Here is a 15,119-nt window from a genome sequence, read left to right on the forward strand (position 1 = left end):
TCCTATTTGGCTGCGTTGTTCGCGCGCGCGGCTATATCTGCGCATCGCGCCATGAGCGCCTCGAACGGCTCGGCGTCGTCGAAGAGCAGCCCATCCTCGACCATGCGGGCATAGTCGTCCTTTAGCGCCTTCGTGCCATCGCCGACCGGCACGAGCTGTAAGCCGCCGCTGACGGCCGCTGCATAGTCGATCGGCGTGCGGTCGGCGGCTTTCTCTGCGAAGAACATCGACTTGTGCCGGGAGACGGCGTTGGCCAGTTCGCGATCAGCGAAAGCTCCTTCCGCGAAGCCGGCTTCATCCAGCCGGACAACATCGTGCCAGTGGCGCGCAAAGCGGTCGCCGCGCAGCCGCTCCTGGAGGCAGAAGACGTGGATAGCGGTCGCCTTCTCCCAGAAGGTCCGCTCCGCGTGCATAACACGCGGCCGCGCCGTCGGAAATACCAGTCCGTCGATCAGGCCGGCGGCGTCGCAGGAAACATCGCGCAGGCTCGCCGGTTCGCCCGTCGAGCGGGCGCCGAACTCCAGCATGACGCTGGGCGCGACATAACCGGACCCGGTTGCGGTCGCCTCATAGTCGATGAAGAGCTTGTCATCCTCGACGCGGATGGCAGCCGCCAGACCTTCGGCGGCCAGTGCGTTCGCGATCACGGGCCGCACGGTTTCCGCGACCCATGCCGGCAACCGCCGACGGACCTCGCTCGACCAGCGTTTTTCCTCGCTTCGGGTTTTCGGCAACCCCTCGCCATTGTCCCCGACCAGATCGGGCGCAATCGCCCGAATGTCATAGGTCAGATCCACATCCTCCGAAAACCTGCGGATGACGTGATAGGCCTTCGACAGCGACGTGCCGCCCTTGAACACCAGGTGCTCGCCGAGCGGCGCGGCGTATAGGGTCGCAAGCGCCCACACTACCCACACATCCTTTTCGAGAAGATGGGTGGGACGGCCCGAGCGGTCGGCCGCGACACCCAGCGCGTCGCGCCGGTCCTCGGCCGAAAGCTGGAGAAAGACGTCAGCCATATGCCGCCTTTCCGACGCTCTGGGCGAGCCATGTCGGAAGCTGCGGCGCGGCGGCGACCAGTTCTCCGAACACGCCGGGCGGCATCTTGCGCTTCAACGTCTTGAGCGCCGTTTCTGCTTTCTCTGGGCCGAGCCACGCCAGCGCTCGCACGACCTCCCCTGCCGGCCGGTTAGCCAGCGCCAATTGCCAGCGCGGCGCGTGCCGCAATTCCACGACCTGCTTGCCAAGGTGCATCTTTCGGCTGCGCCCGGAGGTCAGATAGACCGAACGGACAGGCACCTGCGTCGTCAAGCCAAGGGCGTTCGCTGCGGCGGCGCCGTTCGAGACGATGATCTCTCCCTTTTGGGTTGCAAGGGCCTCGACGGCCTGCTCGACCGAAGGCGTGCGCGTGCCGAACCGGCTGGCGATGGGGCGCAGATAGACGCCGCGACCGGCGCGGATGAGCTGCCCGCGCTCCGTCAGGCGCGACAACGCCTGATCCACCGCGGCTCGATTTCCAAGGTGGAGTAATCCTTTGGCGGACACAGGTGCGCCTTCGGGCAAGCCCGTCGCATGCGACAGAATCTGTTCGGTCAGCCGTGTCATCGTCTTTCTCCTGTTGGAAACATATGCGAGTTTCTGACAGTTTTCAAGGAAACCCATGAGAACAGGCCTGATAAGGGGGAAAGCCTTCCCCTGCGGCCGAGCCAGGGTCTCTGCCGACCCCTTCTGCGGGGAGATCCCCGCAACGCCCCATTAGAGTGAGAGTGCGGACGGGTTTCCCGTGACGGGTTGAGGGCTGGAGAAGAGGTCTCCGGCGCCCGTCGCGGAGAACCGCGATGTTCAGGAAAAACCACAGCGCCGGTGCCAGCCGGACGAGCCTCTACGACGACATCACCGGCAAGATCATCGTCGAGCTGGAAGCTGGTCGTGCGCCTTGGGTCCAGCCATGGGGTTCGGCCGCGGCCAAGGCGCCGCTCGCCATGCCCCGAAATGCCGCGACCGGGCGGCGCTATTCCGGCATCAACGTGCTCATCCTCTGGGGCGCGGTCATCCAGCACGGCTTCCCCGGCCAGAGCTGGCTCACTTTCCGCCAGGCCCTGTCGCTGGGCGGCAACGTCCGCAAGGGCGAGCATGGCACGACCGTTGTCTATGCAGACCGTTTCACGCCGGAGGACGAAAAGCGCCGCGCCCGCGAGACCGGCGAGGACGCCGCTGCGATTCCCTTCCTCAAGCGCTTCACCGTCTTCAATGCCGCGCAATGCGACGGCCTGCCGGAGGATGTCGCCGTTGTGGCACCACCACCTCCGCTCGGCCTCATCGAGCCGCAGGTCGATGCCCTGATCCAGGCGACCGGAATCGACTTCCGCATCGGCGGCGACCGCGCCTTCTATGTGCCGGCACACGACTATGTGCAGGTTCCGCCGCCTCAGGCCTATTTCGAGCCGATCAACTGGCACCGCACGGCCCTGCACGAACTGGGGCACGCCACCGGCCATGCCTCCCGGCTCGGCCGCGACCTGACCGGCGGTTTTGGCACGAGGAAGTACGCCTTCGAGGAGTTGGTGGCCGAGATCAACGCGGCCTTCTGCTGCGCTTCCCTCGGCATCACGCCCACCGTCCGTCACGCCGACTATATCGGCTCCTGGCTGGAGGTGCTGCGCGAGGACAATCGCGCCATCGTTCGAGCCGCCTCCCAGGCGAGCAAGGCGGCCGATTGGCTGCTCGGCCTCCTGCCGGACGCCGATCTCTGCTCCGACGTCGGTTCGGCCGACGACGAACGGCAGGCGGCATGATCGACCTGAAAACCGGAAAGGCGGGGAATCGGGCTTACGGCTTCACGTCTTTCCGCTTCCGTGGCGCTGCCCTCCTTAGAGTGAGAGGGCGGCGCTTCGCTTCGTGACGGGTTGGAGGTCGAGAGAGAGGCTCTCGGCGCCCGTCGCGGAGTAAAGTCCATGGCAACTGCCGTTCAGAAGATCACCCTGTCGTCGGCGCGCGACATCCCCTTCAACAAGCTGGTGCTGAGCCAGTCCAACGTCCGCCGCGTCAAGGCCGGCGTCTCGATCGAGCAAATGGCCGAGTCCATCACCCGGCACGGCCTCATCCAGAGCCTGCATGTCCGCCCGGTCCTCGATGGCGATGGCAATGAGACCGGTATGTTCGAGGTGCCAGCTGGCGGCCGCCGCTATCGCGCGCTCGAATTGCTGGTGAAGCAGAAGCGCCTGGTCAAGAACGCTCCGGTCCCTTGCGTCATCGGCGACGCCAACAGCGACATCCTGATCGACGAAGTGTCGCTGGTCGAGAACATGGAACGCGCGCCGCTTCACCCACTCGACCAGTACCGCGCCTTTCAGGCCATGCGCGACAAGGGCATGACCGAGGAGGCCATCGCCGCCGCCTTCTTCGTCAGCGTCACCGTGGTGAAGCAGCGCTTGCGCCTCACCTCCGTCTCACCGACCCTGCTCGAGATCTATGCCGAAGACGGCATGACGCTCGAACAGCTCATGGCCTTCACCGTCAGCCCTGACCATGCCCGTCAGGAGCAGGTTTGGGACGCGATCAAGGATAGCTGGCAGAAGGAGCCCTACCACATCCGGCGGATGCTGACCGAGACCGCGGTTCGCGCCTCGGACAAACGGGCCGTCTTCGTCGGTGTCGACGCCTACGAGGCCGCCGGCGGCATCATGCTGCGTGATCTGTTCCAGTCCGACGATGGCGGCTGGCTGCAAGACCCGGTCCTGCTCGACCGCATGGTGGCCGAGAAGCTGAAGACAGCCGCCGACCAGGTCGCCGAGGAAGGCTGGAAGTGGATCGAGGTCGCGGTGAGCTTCCCCTATGGCCACGACCATGGTCTGCGTGAACTCTCCGGCAACACGGTCGATCTGACCGACGAGGAACGCGCGACCCGCGAGGCGTTACGCGAGGAATATGACCGGATCGAAGCGGAATATTCCGAAGCCGACGAACTGCCCGACGAGATCGATCAGCGCCTCGGTGAAATCGAACAGGCCCTGGAAGCCTTCGAGAACCGCCCGGTCAGCTACGATCCAGCCGTCATCGCGATCGCCGGCGCCTTCGTCAGCCTCGACGCCGACGGCTCACTGTCGATCGACCGCGGCTATGTCCGTGCCGAGGACGAGAGCCAGGCCGAGCCCGATGCCGAGGCGTCCGGCGGCGACCAGCCCGATACGCCGACCGTCCAGCGTGCAGTCATCACCATCGGCGGCAAGCCTGCCGAGCCCGAGGACGATGAGGAAGACGGCATCAAGCCGTTGCCTGAACGGCTCGTCATCGAGCTGACGGCCCATCGCACCCTGGCGCTGCGCAACGCGCTGGCGGAAAATCCGCACGTCGCGATGACCCTGTTGCTGCACAAGCTTCTCAGCGACACCTTCATCCACACCAACCCGACCGGCTGCCTCGAGGCCAATGTCCGCCACATCTTCTTCTCGGCCCAGTCCGAGGAATTGAAGGACAGCCCATCGGCGCAGGCGGTCAACGATCGCCACGAACGCTGGGGGGATCACGTCCCCGCTGACGATCGGGCGCTCTGGGAATGGCTGACCCATCTCGATGACGGCACGCGCATGGAGCTGCTGGCGCTTTGCGTCAGCTACGGCGTCAACGCGCTGTTCGAGCGTCCGAACCCCTATTCAGGCTCGGGCGTCAGCCAGCACGGTCTCGACGTGCGTCTGGCACAGGCAGATCGGCTCGCGCGGGCGACCGGGATGGACATGGTGGCCGCAGGCTGGAAGCCCACGGTCGGCAACTATCTCGGCCGCGTGACCAAACTCCGCATTCTCGAAGCCGTCCGTGAGGGCGCCGGCGAGCGGGCCGCCCAACTCATCGACCACATGAAGAAAGGCGACATGGCCAAGGAAGCCGAGCGCCTTCTGGCGGAAACCAACTGGCTACCCGAACCACTGCGCTTGGCGTCCCTCGATGGCGATCAGCTTGAGCCCGACGATCAGGCAGATACCGGCGAAGACACCGCCCTGCCGGACTTCCTCACCGAGGACGGCGAGGACGAAGACACCGCTGACGACGAGGATGAGTTCCAGCACGCCGTCGCCGCCGAATAGCGCGGGGCGGCTCCGTTCGCCCCGCGCATCCCACCCCAATCTTTCATCCGCCCGGTCCCGAGGTCGACAGCCTGAACGGCTGTGCCGAACGGGCCGGGCATTTTCGTTTCAGGAGCCTGTCATGGCCGACTATTTCACCCACTTCTCGTGCCTGCTCGATGTCGGCACGTCCGAGAACGCCGCCCGCGCGCTCGACCTCTACAACCGCCTGTCCGACGTTGGCGCCTCGGAGGAACCGCCCTCCGAGGGCTTCCTCCTCTCGATCCAGCCCGAACATGGCGGAACCCAGCTCTGGATGCGCGACGACATCACCGGTGATCCCGAGCGTCTGATCCAGTTCGTGAAGCACTGCGCCACGGAATTCGGTCTGACCGGCCGCTGGGGTTTCCAATATGCCAACACCTGCTCGAAGCCCCGGCTCGACGGCTTCGGCGGCGGCGCGCATGTCCTCGATCTCGCCTCAGGCGAGACCGTGGACTGGATCTACACCGATGGCTGGCTCGCCGAGACCATCGCCGACGCGGGAGACCGGATATGAGCATCCCCTCCTTCGCCCGAACCAATTTTCAGACCCTGCTGCGCGCCGCGGGCGACGGCAACCTCGCACTCATGGAATGCCTCGACGCCGTGACCGGCACTGCGCGTTACGTCATCTGTGCGGTGGGGCGGGATGATGGTGATTTCGTCTTCACACCCGTCGGCCATCTCGCCGACGGCAATCCTTATGACGTCTATCTGCCGCCCGATCCCGAAGACCCGAACGGCTTCGTACATCCCGATGCGCCGGGAGAGATGCCATGATGGACATCGACGCCATCTTCGCAGCCGATCACGAGCAGCCACCTTCCGAACGGTCGCTCCCCTGGCCAGAGACCAGAGACGGCATCACCGTCATCATAGAGCCCAAGCCCCATTGGGCCAGCGGCATGCGGGCATTCCGGGCCGAGACCCGTGAATATTGCTCCTATGCCGATTGGACCGCGAACGGTGCGCGCGCCAGGTTCTTCGGACACGTCGACACGAGCGGCGATGACCTGATCCGCAAAGCGCGCATGCTCGTCACCAGCGAGATCGTGGACGGATACTGGACCTGACACCTCAAAGCGCCCCGCCACTCGGCCGGGGCGCTTTTTTCGTGCCGGCAGCGAAGAGCATTTCGAGAGTGAGAGGGCTGCCGGGACGGGTTGAGTCCGGGCAGTCGAGAGAGAGCGCCGTTCGGACCCTCCCGTTCCTGCTCTCCCGAGGTTCCAACCCATGAACATCATGTCACCCGTCGCCGTTCCGGCTGCGCCGATCGTCCGTGCGTCCGCCATCATCGCCGCCGCCCATCGGCTTCTCGCCTTGCTCGAACGTGGACAGCGGGTCGACAGCGCCAGTCTCCGCACGGCTATGGAGACCGCCTTCGAGGCTTCCGACGCGACTGGCGTCTGGGACTGGAAGACGGCCTATGAAGCCTGCGAATGCGCGACCGTACTGTTCCTCCGCAAATACGGACGTGCGCTTTTCCGTAAAGCCGACACTCCGGTTGCACGGCTTTCCGCCCTGTCGAAAATCACCGGCCTCCTGCCGACGCACACCCGTCGCTCCGAGGAAAGCCAGGCGCTACAGCAATTCTCGACGCCGGTCCCGCTCGGTCTCGCAGCCATTGCCGCCGCCGCGATCACGCCGCGCGACATCGTGCTGGAGCCTTCGGCCGGCACGGGCCTTCTCGCCATCCTTGCCGAGATCATCGGCGGCTCGCTGCTCCTCAACGAGCTGGCGGAAACCCGTACCGATCTGCTTTCCGCTCTCTTCCCGGCCCTTGCCGTAACGCGCGTCGACGCCGCCCAGATCGACGATCACCTCCCGGCGAGCGCCATTCCCTCCGTCGTCCTGATGAATCCGCCGTTCTCGGTGATGGCGAATGTCTCCGGCCGCGTGGCCGACGCCGCCTATCGTCATGTCGCCTCGGCCCTGGCGCGGCTCGCCGACGGTGGGCGTCTTGTCGCGATCACCGGCGCGAACTTCGGTCCCGAGCAACCCGCATGGCGCGACGCCTTCATGCGGCTTCAGGAGCGCGGCCGTGTCGTCTTCACCGCGGCGATCGACGGCTCGGTCTTTGCCAAGCACGGCACGACCATCGAGACGCGGCTCACCGTCATCGACAAGCTGCCCGCCGAAGATCCGGCCCTGTTCCCGGGATCCGCTGGTATCGCACCCGACGTCGCCACGCTGCTCGCCTGGATCGAGGCGCAGGTTCCACCGCGCCTGCCGGTCACACTGCCCGAATCCGCGCAGCCCCTGTTCGGCTCAGCGCTCCGCACCGTGCGCGGCTATCTCGCGCGCACTACCACCGCACGCCCGGCCGCGCCGTCGTCCATCGACCCGGATGGCGTCGAACTCGCCTATGACACCGTGGACTGGACGCCGCCCGAGGGGGCACACCTCACAGATGCGATCTATGAAGAATACGGATTGCAGTCGATCCGCATTTCCGGCTCTCAGGCGCATCCCACCAAGCTCGTGCAATCGGCGGCCATGGCGAGCATCGCGCCGCCCAAGCCCGCCTATCGGCCGATGCTACCGACGGGCATCACCGATCTGCTGTCGGACGCCCAGCTCGAAACCGTCATCTATGCCGGCGAGGCCCATTCGGACTTTCTCGCCGGATCATGGACGGTCGATGCGACCTTCGATCTCGTCCAGGCCGCTCCGACCGACGCCGAGAAGAGCGTGCGTTTCCGGCGTGGCTTCATGCTCGGCGACGGCACCGGAGCGGGCAAAGGCCGCCAGTCTGCCGGCATCATCCTCGACAACTGGCTGCGCGGTCGCCGTAAGGCCGTCTGGATCTCCAAATCCGACAAGCTGATCGAGGACGCGCAACGCGACTGGTCCGCGCTCGGCATGGAACGCCTGCTGGTCACGCCGCTGTCGCGCTTTGCCCAGGGCAAGCCAATCACGCTGTCGGAAGGCGTCCTATTTGCAACCTACGCCACGCTGCGCTCCGACGACCGCGGCGAGAAGGTTTCGCGCGTCCGCCAGATCGTCGATTGGTTGGGCTCCGATTTCGACGGAGTGATCATTTTCGACGAGAGCCACGCCATGGCCAATGCCGCTGGCGGCAAGGGAGAACGCGGCGATGTCGCCGCTTCGCAGCAGGGACGCGCGGGTCTCCGGCTCCAGCACGCCCTGCCGAACGCACGCGTCGTCTATGTCTCCGCCACCGGCGCGACCACCGTTCACAATCTCGCCTATGCCCAGCGTCTCGGCCTGTGGGGCGGCGAGGATTTCCCCTTCGCCACCCGCGCCGAATTCGTCGAAGCCATCGAGGACGGCGGTGTTGCTGCCATGGAGGTGCTCGCCCGCGACCTTCGCTCGCTCGGCCTCTATACCGCGCGGTCGCTCTCTTATGATGGCGTCGAATATGAGCTGGTCGAGCACGCTCTGACCGACGAGCAACGCGGCATCTATGACGCCTATGCCGGGGCCTTCGCCGTCATCCATAACCATCTCGATGCCGCGATGCAGGCCGCCAACATCACCGGCGACGACGGCACGCTGAACCGGCAGGCCAAATCCGCCGCGCGCTCGGCCTTCGAATCCGCCAAGCAGCGCTTCTTCGGCCATCTGCTTACGTCGATGAAGACCCCGACGCTTATCCGCTCCATCAACCGCGATTTTGAGGATGGACACGTCGCCGTCGTGCAGATCGTCTCGACCGGCGAAGCGCTGATGGAACGCCGGCTGGCCGAGATCCCGACCGAGGAATGGAACGACGTTCGCGTCGACATTACGCCGCGCGAATATGTTCTGGACTATCTGGCCCACTCCTTTCCGGTCCAGCTCTACGAGCCGTTCACCGATGGCGAAGGCAATCTGTCCTCCCGCCCGGTCTATCGCGACGGCCAGCCCGTCGAGAGCCGCGAAGCCGTCGCGCGCCGTGACGAGCTGATCGAACGTCTCGCATCGCTCCCACCAGTCCCCGGCGCGCTCGACCAGATCGTGCAGCGCTTCGGCACCGATATAGTGGCCGAGGTGACGGGGCGCTCCCGGCGCATCGTCCGCAAGGGTGAGCGTCTGGCCGTGGAAAACCGGGCGCCATCGGCGAACCTCACCGAAACCGCCGCCTTCATGGACGACCTGAAACGCATCCTCGTGTTCAGCGAAGCGGGCGGCACAGGCCGCAGCTATCACGCAGAGCTGTCGGCGAAGAACCAACGCCTGCGGGTGCATTATCTGCTCGAGCCGGGATGGAAGGCCGATGCCGCCATTCAGGGCCTCGGTCGCACCAACCGCACCAACCAGGCACAGCCGCCGCTCTTCCGTCCTATCGCCACGAACGTCAAAGCCGAAAAGCGCTTCCTGTCCACGATCGCGCGCCGGCTCGATACGCTAGGCGCGATCACGCGCGGCCAGCGCCAGACCGGCGGCCAAGGCCTGTTCCGGCCCGAGGACAATCTGGAATCGAGCTACGCCCGCGCCGCGCTGCGCCAGCTCTATCTTCTGATCGTGCGCGGCAAGGTCGGTGGCTGCTCGCTGGGGCGTTTCGAGGCCGCGACTGGCCTGAAGCTGATGGACGCGGGCGGCATCAAGGACGAGTTGCCTCCGATCACCACGTTCCTGAACCGCCTCCTGGCGCTGACCATCGAGCTTCAGGGCATCCTCTTCACCGCGTTCGAGCAACTGCTCGACGCCAAGGTGGCCGGGGCCATCGCCAGCGGCGTCTATGACGTCGGCTTGGAAACGCTGACGGCGGAGAGCTTCGTCGTCACCCAGCGCACCACCATCTACACCCACCCGGCGACGTCTGCGCAAACGCGGTTGCTCGCCATAAGCGAGCGTCGCCGGAACCGGCCGACCACACTCGATACGGCGCTCGGTTGGCTCGACGATCCGCAGGCACGGCTGCTCGTCAACGCGCGTTCGGGACGAGCTGCTGTCCAGGTGCCAGCGCCATCCATCATGCTCGACGATGGCGAGATCGAACGCCGCGTCCGGCTGATCCGACCCATGGAACAACATCACGCAACCATCGCCATGATGGACGACAGCCATTGGCAGGAGGCGGATCGCGACACGTTCGCGTCCATCTGGCTGCGCGAAGTCGCCGAGGTGCCAGCTTACACCGAGGGCATGATCCACATGGTCAGCGGTTTGCTCCTGCCCGTGTGGAAGCGTCTGCCGAACGAGTCGACGCGGGTCTATCGGCTCCAGACCGACGATGGCGAGCGCATCATCGGGCGGCGGGTTTCGCCTGCCTGGGCCGCGAACGCCGCCTCTACCGGCACGAGCAATCTCACCAGCAACGAGGCTTACGCCGCTCTGGTGGACGGCCGCACCATCCTCGACCTTGCCGACGGGCTCCAGCTTCGTCGTGCACGCGTCATGGGCGCGAACCGGGTCGAATTGTCGGGCTTCACCGAGGCCATGCGGCATCGCCTGCGCGCCTATGGCCTCTTCAGCGAGATCATCTCATGGAAGCTGCGCTTCTTCGTTCCGGTCGACACCTCCGGTCCCGCCATCCTCGGCAAGCTGCTCGACACCTATCCAGTCGAGCGGATCAGCGAGCGCGAGGCAGCGTGATGGCACGGCAGAACGCTTCCGATTTGGCTCACCGTCTCGCCCATCAGGCCGAGGCGGTCTGCCGTCACTATCTCTCGAACGGCCAGCGCCAGGGCAATTATTGGCAGGTTGGCGACGTCCGCAACACCAAGGGCCGCTCAATGTTCGTCCGGCTCAAGGACAGCCCGAAGGGCCGCGCTGGGAAATGGACGGACGCCGCGACCGGGGAACATGGCGATCTTCTCGACGTGATCCGTGAATCGCTCGGCCTCATCGACTTCGCCGACGTAGCCGACGAGGCCCGCATCTTCCTCAGTCTGCCGCATACTAAGCCTGAGCCCGCAGCACCACGCCAAGGTGTTGCTCCAGCACCATCGGGATCGGCCGAAGCAGCACGGCGGCTATTTGCCATGTCGCAGTCCATCGCCGGCACCGTCGTAGAGACGTATTTGCGCCGACGCGGCATTACGCTTCTGCACGGAACCGGAAACCTGCGTTTCCACCCGCGCTGCTACTACAAGCCCGATGATGGCCCGACCGAGACGTGGCCCGCCATGATCGCCGCCGTCACCGACCTTACCGGCAAGATCACCGGCGCGCACCGCACCTGGCTCGCGCCAGACGGCTCGGACAAAGCCCCGATCGATACGCCGCGCAAGGCGATGGGCGATCTACTTGGGGCTGCCGTCCGCATCGGTGTGCCCGGCAGCGTGATGGCGGCAGGTGAAGGTGTCGAGACCATGCTGTCGCTCCGGCAAGTCCTGCCCGACATGGCGATGGCGCCGGCGCTCTCGGCGGCACATCTGGCCGCCATCCTGTTCCCGCCGAATTTGCGGCGGCTCTATATCGTCAGCGATGACGATCCGGCTGGTGACGGCGCGCGGGACATGCTGATCGAACGGGCGAAGGCTGAGGGAATCGAGGCCATTCCATTGTCGCCGGCATTCGGGGACTTCAACGAGGATCTGAGGCGGCTCGGCATCAATGCGCTCCGCGCAGGCGTTCGGGTGCAACTCGCCCCGGAGGACGTGGCGCGCTTCATGAGCCTGGCAGCGTAACCGGAAAGGGCTGAAGGGCGGCGCGCTGTCGCCATGCCCGCAAGGATGCGTCAGCTACGGCAAGAGGACCGCGCCTCGGCCTTCGAGAGGGCGATCGGCCGTCGGCCGGGCCGGATCTGCAATGGCTGCGGCCGACGATTTTCCGGCGGCGCATGCCGCGCCTTTCCATCGCGAAACAAAATCGCCGGCCTTCGCCATCCTCCGCTGGCGCTTCGGCCCTCTCGCTGCGCTCGGGGTGCAGGTCCGTCCCGTCCGACAGCTTCGTCGCCATGAAGGCCGCGACGGTCGCGGTCCAACCGATGGAGCATCCCATGAGCGAGCATGACGACTACGAGCCGCACCATGAATCATCCCCAACCGACCACCTGATCCAGGAATTGCAGCTTCACGGCTACCGCCCCTCCGAAGACGAACTCGACCAGCGCCCGCCACCGGAAGACCGCATCGTCGAAGGCGCCGTCGCCGACATCTTCGACGCCCTGGTCGCCACGATCACCGACACCAGCCTCGCTTACGACCTCCCCGATCTACTCTGGTCGACCGTCAATATGTTCCACCGTGCCGTGGACCGGATCGAACGGAATCTCGACGACAACGAACAGGCGCAAAAGCAGCTTCAGCGTGAACAGGATGGCTCGGAGGTGAAGTCCCTCCAGCTCGAGCGCCTGCTCGACATCGGCATGAACCTGATCGACCGGCGCGACGGCATGGAAACCTTCCGCGAAGCCGCTGCCGAACGCTACCGCATCGCCACCGGCTCACCCTGGTCACAGCGAGCCGGATCACGGGTCAACCATCGCCACCTCACCGCGGCGCTCATCGACAGTCGGGATTTCCTCGCCGCCAAGCGGCGCGCGGATACCGAGGTGCTCGTGCCCGCCGGCCCGAAGATCGCCTTTTCGGGTGGAGACACCGCCGACCACAAGCATATCTGGGCCAAGCTCGATCAGATTCACGCCAAGCATCCGGACATGGTGCTGCTGCACGGCGGCTCGCCGAAAGGCTCCGAAATGATCGCCTCCCGTTGGGCCGACAGCCGCAAGGTGCCGCAGGTTGCCTTCAAGCCAGATTGGACGAAGCATGCCAAGGCCGCACCGTTCAAACGCAACGACCAGATGCTCAGCGTCGTGCCGATCGGGGTCGTGATCTTCCCCGGCACGGGTATTCAGGACAATCTGGCCGACAAAGCCCGCAAGATGGGTATCCCGGTCTATCGGTTCGGCTCGGGCGGCGCATAAGCGCCGCCTAAACCCGCCAACTTGCACAATGATGGCATTTTCACTATATTGCTATCATTGCTATCAATCCCGACGGAGGCGCTATCATGCCCGCAGTCACGATCCGGAACCTGCCCGACGCGACGCACCGCGCCCTCAAGGTGCGGGCGGCGCAGCACGGCCGCAGCGCGGAGGCCGAAATGCGCGACATCCTCGAGACGGCTGTCCGCCCCGATACGCGCCTCCGGCTCGGCAGCGCTCTCGCGGAACGTAGCCGCCGCCTCGGGCTGACCAATGAGGATGTCGATGCGCTCGGCCAAGCGCGCGACAAGACGCCGACCAAGCCGATGAGCTTCGAATGATCCTCCTCGACACCAACTTCGTGTCCGAGGCGATGAAGCCCGCACCCGACGATACCGTGCGCGTTTGGCTCGACGAACAGGCGGCGGAAACGCTCTATCTCTCCAGCGTCACGATCGCGGAGTTGATGTTCAAGATCGGTGCGCTTCCTGACGGCAAGCGCAAGGAAAAGCTCGCCGACGCTCTGGACGGCGTGATGGAGCTGTTCGCGGATCGCGTCCTGCCGTTCGACGTCGGTGCTGCTCGACATTATGCCGAGCTTGCCGTCAAAGCTCGCGCGGCTGGGAAGGGATTTCCTACACCCGACGGCTACATCGCAGCGATCGCGGCCTCCAAGGGCTTTGCCGTCGCCACACGCGACACCACCGCATTCGATGCCGCCGGCGTTGAGGTCATCGACCCCTGGAGAGCAGAGCGCTGACGACCTGCCACAGGCAACGCGGGTTGGGCCGGGCAAACCGGCAGAAACGGCCCTCGCGGCAAACAGACAACACGGCCTCCTGACCGGACGACCACCCCCGCTGCAAGACGCTGATCCTTGGGTCCAGCCGATGGCCTGACGCCATCAACCCGTAAAGGGTCGGACTACGCATGCGCGTGCCGCCGCTGCGGCTTCGCCTCACGCGGTGATTGCGGCCGTCGGCCGGACTCTTCGGGCGCCTGTCAGCGGGGGATGGACCTCCGCTCAAGCAGGAGCCAGGTCGATGTCCTTCCAAACCGCTCACGCCTTCGCCTTCAGCCTCGCCACCACCCTGATGGCCGCCATCGTCATCTTCCGCGCCGGCGACGGCACGCTCTCAGTCACACCATTGGCCGAGTACGATGGCGACGAAGCCGCCATCGTCAGCGAAATCGACCCTTTCGCCTCATGAGGCGAACAGGATCGCACACACGGCGGACGCTGCGCGTTTCGCTCCCGCGGCCACACGATTTCTGCTAATCTCGCTGTCGCGCCATGGTGGTGGTGGAAGCGCATCCGTCTGACATTGTTCGGAGACACCACCATGATCTTCATCAGTATTCTGCTCAGCATCGCCGCCATCGGCTTCCTCTGCTGGCTCCTCTTCACGCTTGCGGTGTTCGCGCTCCCATTCTTTGCGGGCGTGACCGTTGGCATGTGGGCCTATGGCACCGGCGCGGGATGGCTCGGCGCTATCCTTGTCGGATTTGTCACCGCCGGTTTGACTTTCGGCCTCGGCCAGATCCTGCTCGTCACGGTGCGCCCGACCTGGGCGCGTCTGCTCGTCGCTGCCGCGTTCGTCGCCCCGGCCGTGGTCGCAGGTTTCCATGCCACCCACGGCATCGTGAAGCACACCATGCCGTCGGAGACATGGCAGCTCGCGTTTTCGGTCATCGGAGCCGTCGCGGTCGGCATCGCCGCTTTCGCGCGCCTCACCAAAATGGCGGCACCCGGCCCATCGGCCGGGCAAATGTCCCAGGCCTAACCCCACATCATCCGTCCCGCGGACGAGAGCGCAAATTGCATCGCCGTCCGGATCATCGGGTTGCCCCGGTACGGAGCGGGGATATGGAGCACCGGCTGTGCCCTCTGGTCTCGGCAAGTTGGAGCGCGTGGGGGGACGGCAACTGAGTTGCGGCCGAGAGATTCCCGGTGTCGAGGCATCCCGTCAGGGCCGGCGGGACAGGGAAATGAGCCCCTTGGCCTGGTTAAGGGCATCGTCCGCCTGTGATTGCCGGTCAGGTCTCTGTGCCAGGTATGATGGTCGCCACTGTCTCCGTCATCCATCCTCCCAGTGCCCGCTCCAAAACGGCCTCTTCAATGGCCTGATCTGACCGAAGGACGGCTTCGCCTCGAGCGCCTATGCCACAACGGCTGGTCTCGACTTTCTTCCCCTGACGGC

At 65.5% G+C, this 15,119-nt stretch carries 14 protein-coding genes; 12 read left to right on the top strand and 2 right to left on the bottom strand.

Annotation, left to right across the window (positions count from 1 at the left end; translation table 11 throughout):
* Positions 1–2: 2 nt before the first annotated feature.
* Together SPYCW_RS07165 and SPYCW_RS07170 are read right to left on the bottom strand one after the other, a co-directional pair.
* Positions 3–908, bottom strand: a complete 906-nt coding sequence (locus tag SPYCW_RS07165) for a nucleotidyl transferase AbiEii/AbiGii toxin family protein (RefSeq protein ID WP_232014865.1) — start codon at positions 906–908, stop codon at positions 3–5.
* Between the two features lie 103 nt (positions 909–1,011).
* Positions 1,012–1,605, bottom strand: coding sequence for a DUF6088 family protein (locus SPYCW_RS07170; RefSeq protein ID WP_113480769.1), 594 nt, complete (start codon positions 1,603–1,605; stop codon positions 1,012–1,014).
* A 233-nt stretch (positions 1,606–1,838) separates the two neighbouring features.
* On the opposite strand from SPYCW_RS07170, the gene SPYCW_RS07175 reads away from it, so the two are divergent.
* From SPYCW_RS07175 to SPYCW_RS07225, 12 genes are all read left to right on the top strand, one after another.
* Positions 1,839–2,795, top strand: a complete 957-nt coding sequence (locus tag SPYCW_RS07175; RefSeq protein WP_120216221.1) for an ArdC family protein — start codon at positions 1,839–1,841, stop codon at positions 2,793–2,795.
* 159 nt (positions 2,796–2,954) lie between these two features.
* The gene (locus tag SPYCW_RS07180; protein WP_120216222.1) at positions 2,955–5,081 is read left to right on the top strand and encodes a ParB/RepB/Spo0J family partition protein; all 2,127 of its coding nucleotides are present in this window, start codon (positions 2,955–2,957) and stop codon (positions 5,079–5,081) included.
* Positions 5,082–5,202: 121 nt separating this feature from the next.
* Positions 5,203–5,619 carry a hypothetical protein gene (locus SPYCW_RS07185; RefSeq protein WP_120216223.1) on the top strand — a complete coding sequence of 139 codons (417 nt, stop codon included), beginning with the start codon at positions 5,203–5,205 and terminating at the stop codon, positions 5,617–5,619.
* The gene (locus tag SPYCW_RS07190) at positions 5,616–5,882 is read left to right on the top strand and encodes a DUF6117 family protein (protein ID WP_120216224.1); all 267 of its coding nucleotides are present in this window, start codon (positions 5,616–5,618) and stop codon (positions 5,880–5,882) included. The genes SPYCW_RS07185 and SPYCW_RS07190 overlap by 4 nt, the downstream gene beginning before the upstream one ends.
* Positions 5,879–6,175 carry a hypothetical protein gene (locus SPYCW_RS07195; RefSeq protein ID WP_120216225.1) on the top strand — a complete coding sequence of 99 codons (297 nt, stop codon included), beginning with the start codon at positions 5,879–5,881 and terminating at the stop codon, positions 6,173–6,175. Before SPYCW_RS07190 ends, SPYCW_RS07195 begins: the two co-directional genes overlap by 4 nt.
* Before the next feature lie 160 nt (positions 6,176–6,335).
* The gene (locus tag SPYCW_RS07200) at positions 6,336–10,643 is read left to right on the top strand and encodes a strawberry notch family protein (protein ID WP_120216226.1); all 4,308 of its coding nucleotides are present in this window, start codon (positions 6,336–6,338) and stop codon (positions 10,641–10,643) included.
* A complete protein-coding gene (locus SPYCW_RS07205) occupies positions 10,643–11,680 on the top strand; it encodes a DUF7146 domain-containing protein (protein ID WP_120216227.1) in 1,038 nt (345 codons plus the stop codon). The genes SPYCW_RS07200 and SPYCW_RS07205 overlap by 1 nt, the downstream gene beginning before the upstream one ends.
* A gap of 311 nt (positions 11,681–11,991) precedes the next feature.
* Complete coding sequence (locus tag SPYCW_RS07210) at positions 11,992–12,918, top strand: DUF2493 domain-containing protein (protein ID WP_120218164.1); 927 nt, start codon at positions 11,992–11,994, stop codon at positions 12,916–12,918.
* A gap of 86 nt (positions 12,919–13,004) precedes the next feature.
* Positions 13,005–13,259: a FitA-like ribbon-helix-helix domain-containing protein gene (locus SPYCW_RS07215; protein ID WP_120216228.1), complete on the top strand. Its 255-nt coding sequence runs from the start codon at positions 13,005–13,007 to the stop codon at positions 13,257–13,259.
* Positions 13,256–13,678, top strand: coding sequence for a type II toxin-antitoxin system VapC family toxin (locus tag SPYCW_RS07220; RefSeq protein ID WP_120216229.1), 423 nt, complete (start codon positions 13,256–13,258; stop codon positions 13,676–13,678). The genes SPYCW_RS07215 and SPYCW_RS07220 overlap by 4 nt, the downstream gene beginning before the upstream one ends.
* 283 nt (positions 13,679–13,961) lie before the next feature.
* Complete coding sequence (locus tag SPYCW_RS18955) at positions 13,962–14,129, top strand: hypothetical protein (protein ID WP_172595439.1); 168 nt, start codon at positions 13,962–13,964, stop codon at positions 14,127–14,129.
* A 132-nt stretch (positions 14,130–14,261) separates the two neighbouring features.
* Positions 14,262–14,702 carry a hypothetical protein gene (locus SPYCW_RS07225; RefSeq protein WP_120216230.1) on the top strand — a complete coding sequence of 147 codons (441 nt, stop codon included), beginning with the start codon at positions 14,262–14,264 and terminating at the stop codon, positions 14,700–14,702.
* Positions 14,703–15,119 lie beyond the last annotated feature (417 nt).

Source organism: Sphingopyxis sp. EG6 (assembly GCF_003609815.1).
In the GTDB taxonomy this organism is placed as follows: domain Bacteria; phylum Pseudomonadota; class Alphaproteobacteria; order Sphingomonadales; family Sphingomonadaceae; genus Sphingopyxis.

Bases quoted from the DNA above. Each gene is read 5' to 3' on its own strand.
- SPYCW_RS07170 (WP_113480769.1), bottom strand. From the start codon at position 1,605: ATGACACGGCTGACCGAACAGATTCTGTCGCATGCGACGGGCTTGCCC.
- SPYCW_RS07175 (WP_120216221.1), top strand. From the start codon at position 1,839: ATGTTCAGGAAAAACCACAGCGCCGGTGCCAGCCGGACGAGCCTCTAC.
- SPYCW_RS07180 (WP_120216222.1), top strand. From the start codon at position 2,955: ATGGCAACTGCCGTTCAGAAGATCACCCTGTCGTCGGCGCGCGACATC.
- SPYCW_RS07185 (WP_120216223.1), top strand. From the start codon at position 5,203: ATGGCCGACTATTTCACCCACTTCTCGTGCCTGCTCGATGTCGGCACG.
- SPYCW_RS07190 (WP_120216224.1), top strand. From the start codon at position 5,616: ATGAGCATCCCCTCCTTCGCCCGAACCAATTTTCAGACCCTGCTGCGC.
- SPYCW_RS07195 (WP_120216225.1), top strand. From the start codon at position 5,879: ATGATGGACATCGACGCCATCTTCGCAGCCGATCACGAGCAGCCACCT.
- SPYCW_RS07200 (WP_120216226.1), top strand. From the start codon at position 6,336: ATGAACATCATGTCACCCGTCGCCGTTCCGGCTGCGCCGATCGTCCGT.
- SPYCW_RS07205 (WP_120216227.1), top strand. From the start codon at position 10,643: ATGGCACGGCAGAACGCTTCCGATTTGGCTCACCGTCTCGCCCATCAG.
- SPYCW_RS07210 (WP_120218164.1), top strand. From the start codon at position 11,992: ATGAGCGAGCATGACGACTACGAGCCGCACCATGAATCATCCCCAACC.
- SPYCW_RS07215 (WP_120216228.1), top strand. From the start codon at position 13,005: ATGCCCGCAGTCACGATCCGGAACCTGCCCGACGCGACGCACCGCGCC.
- SPYCW_RS07220 (WP_120216229.1), top strand. From the start codon at position 13,256: ATGATCCTCCTCGACACCAACTTCGTGTCCGAGGCGATGAAGCCCGCA.
- SPYCW_RS18955 (WP_172595439.1), top strand. From the start codon at position 13,962: ATGTCCTTCCAAACCGCTCACGCCTTCGCCTTCAGCCTCGCCACCACC.
- SPYCW_RS07225 (WP_120216230.1), top strand. From the start codon at position 14,262: ATGATCTTCATCAGTATTCTGCTCAGCATCGCCGCCATCGGCTTCCTC.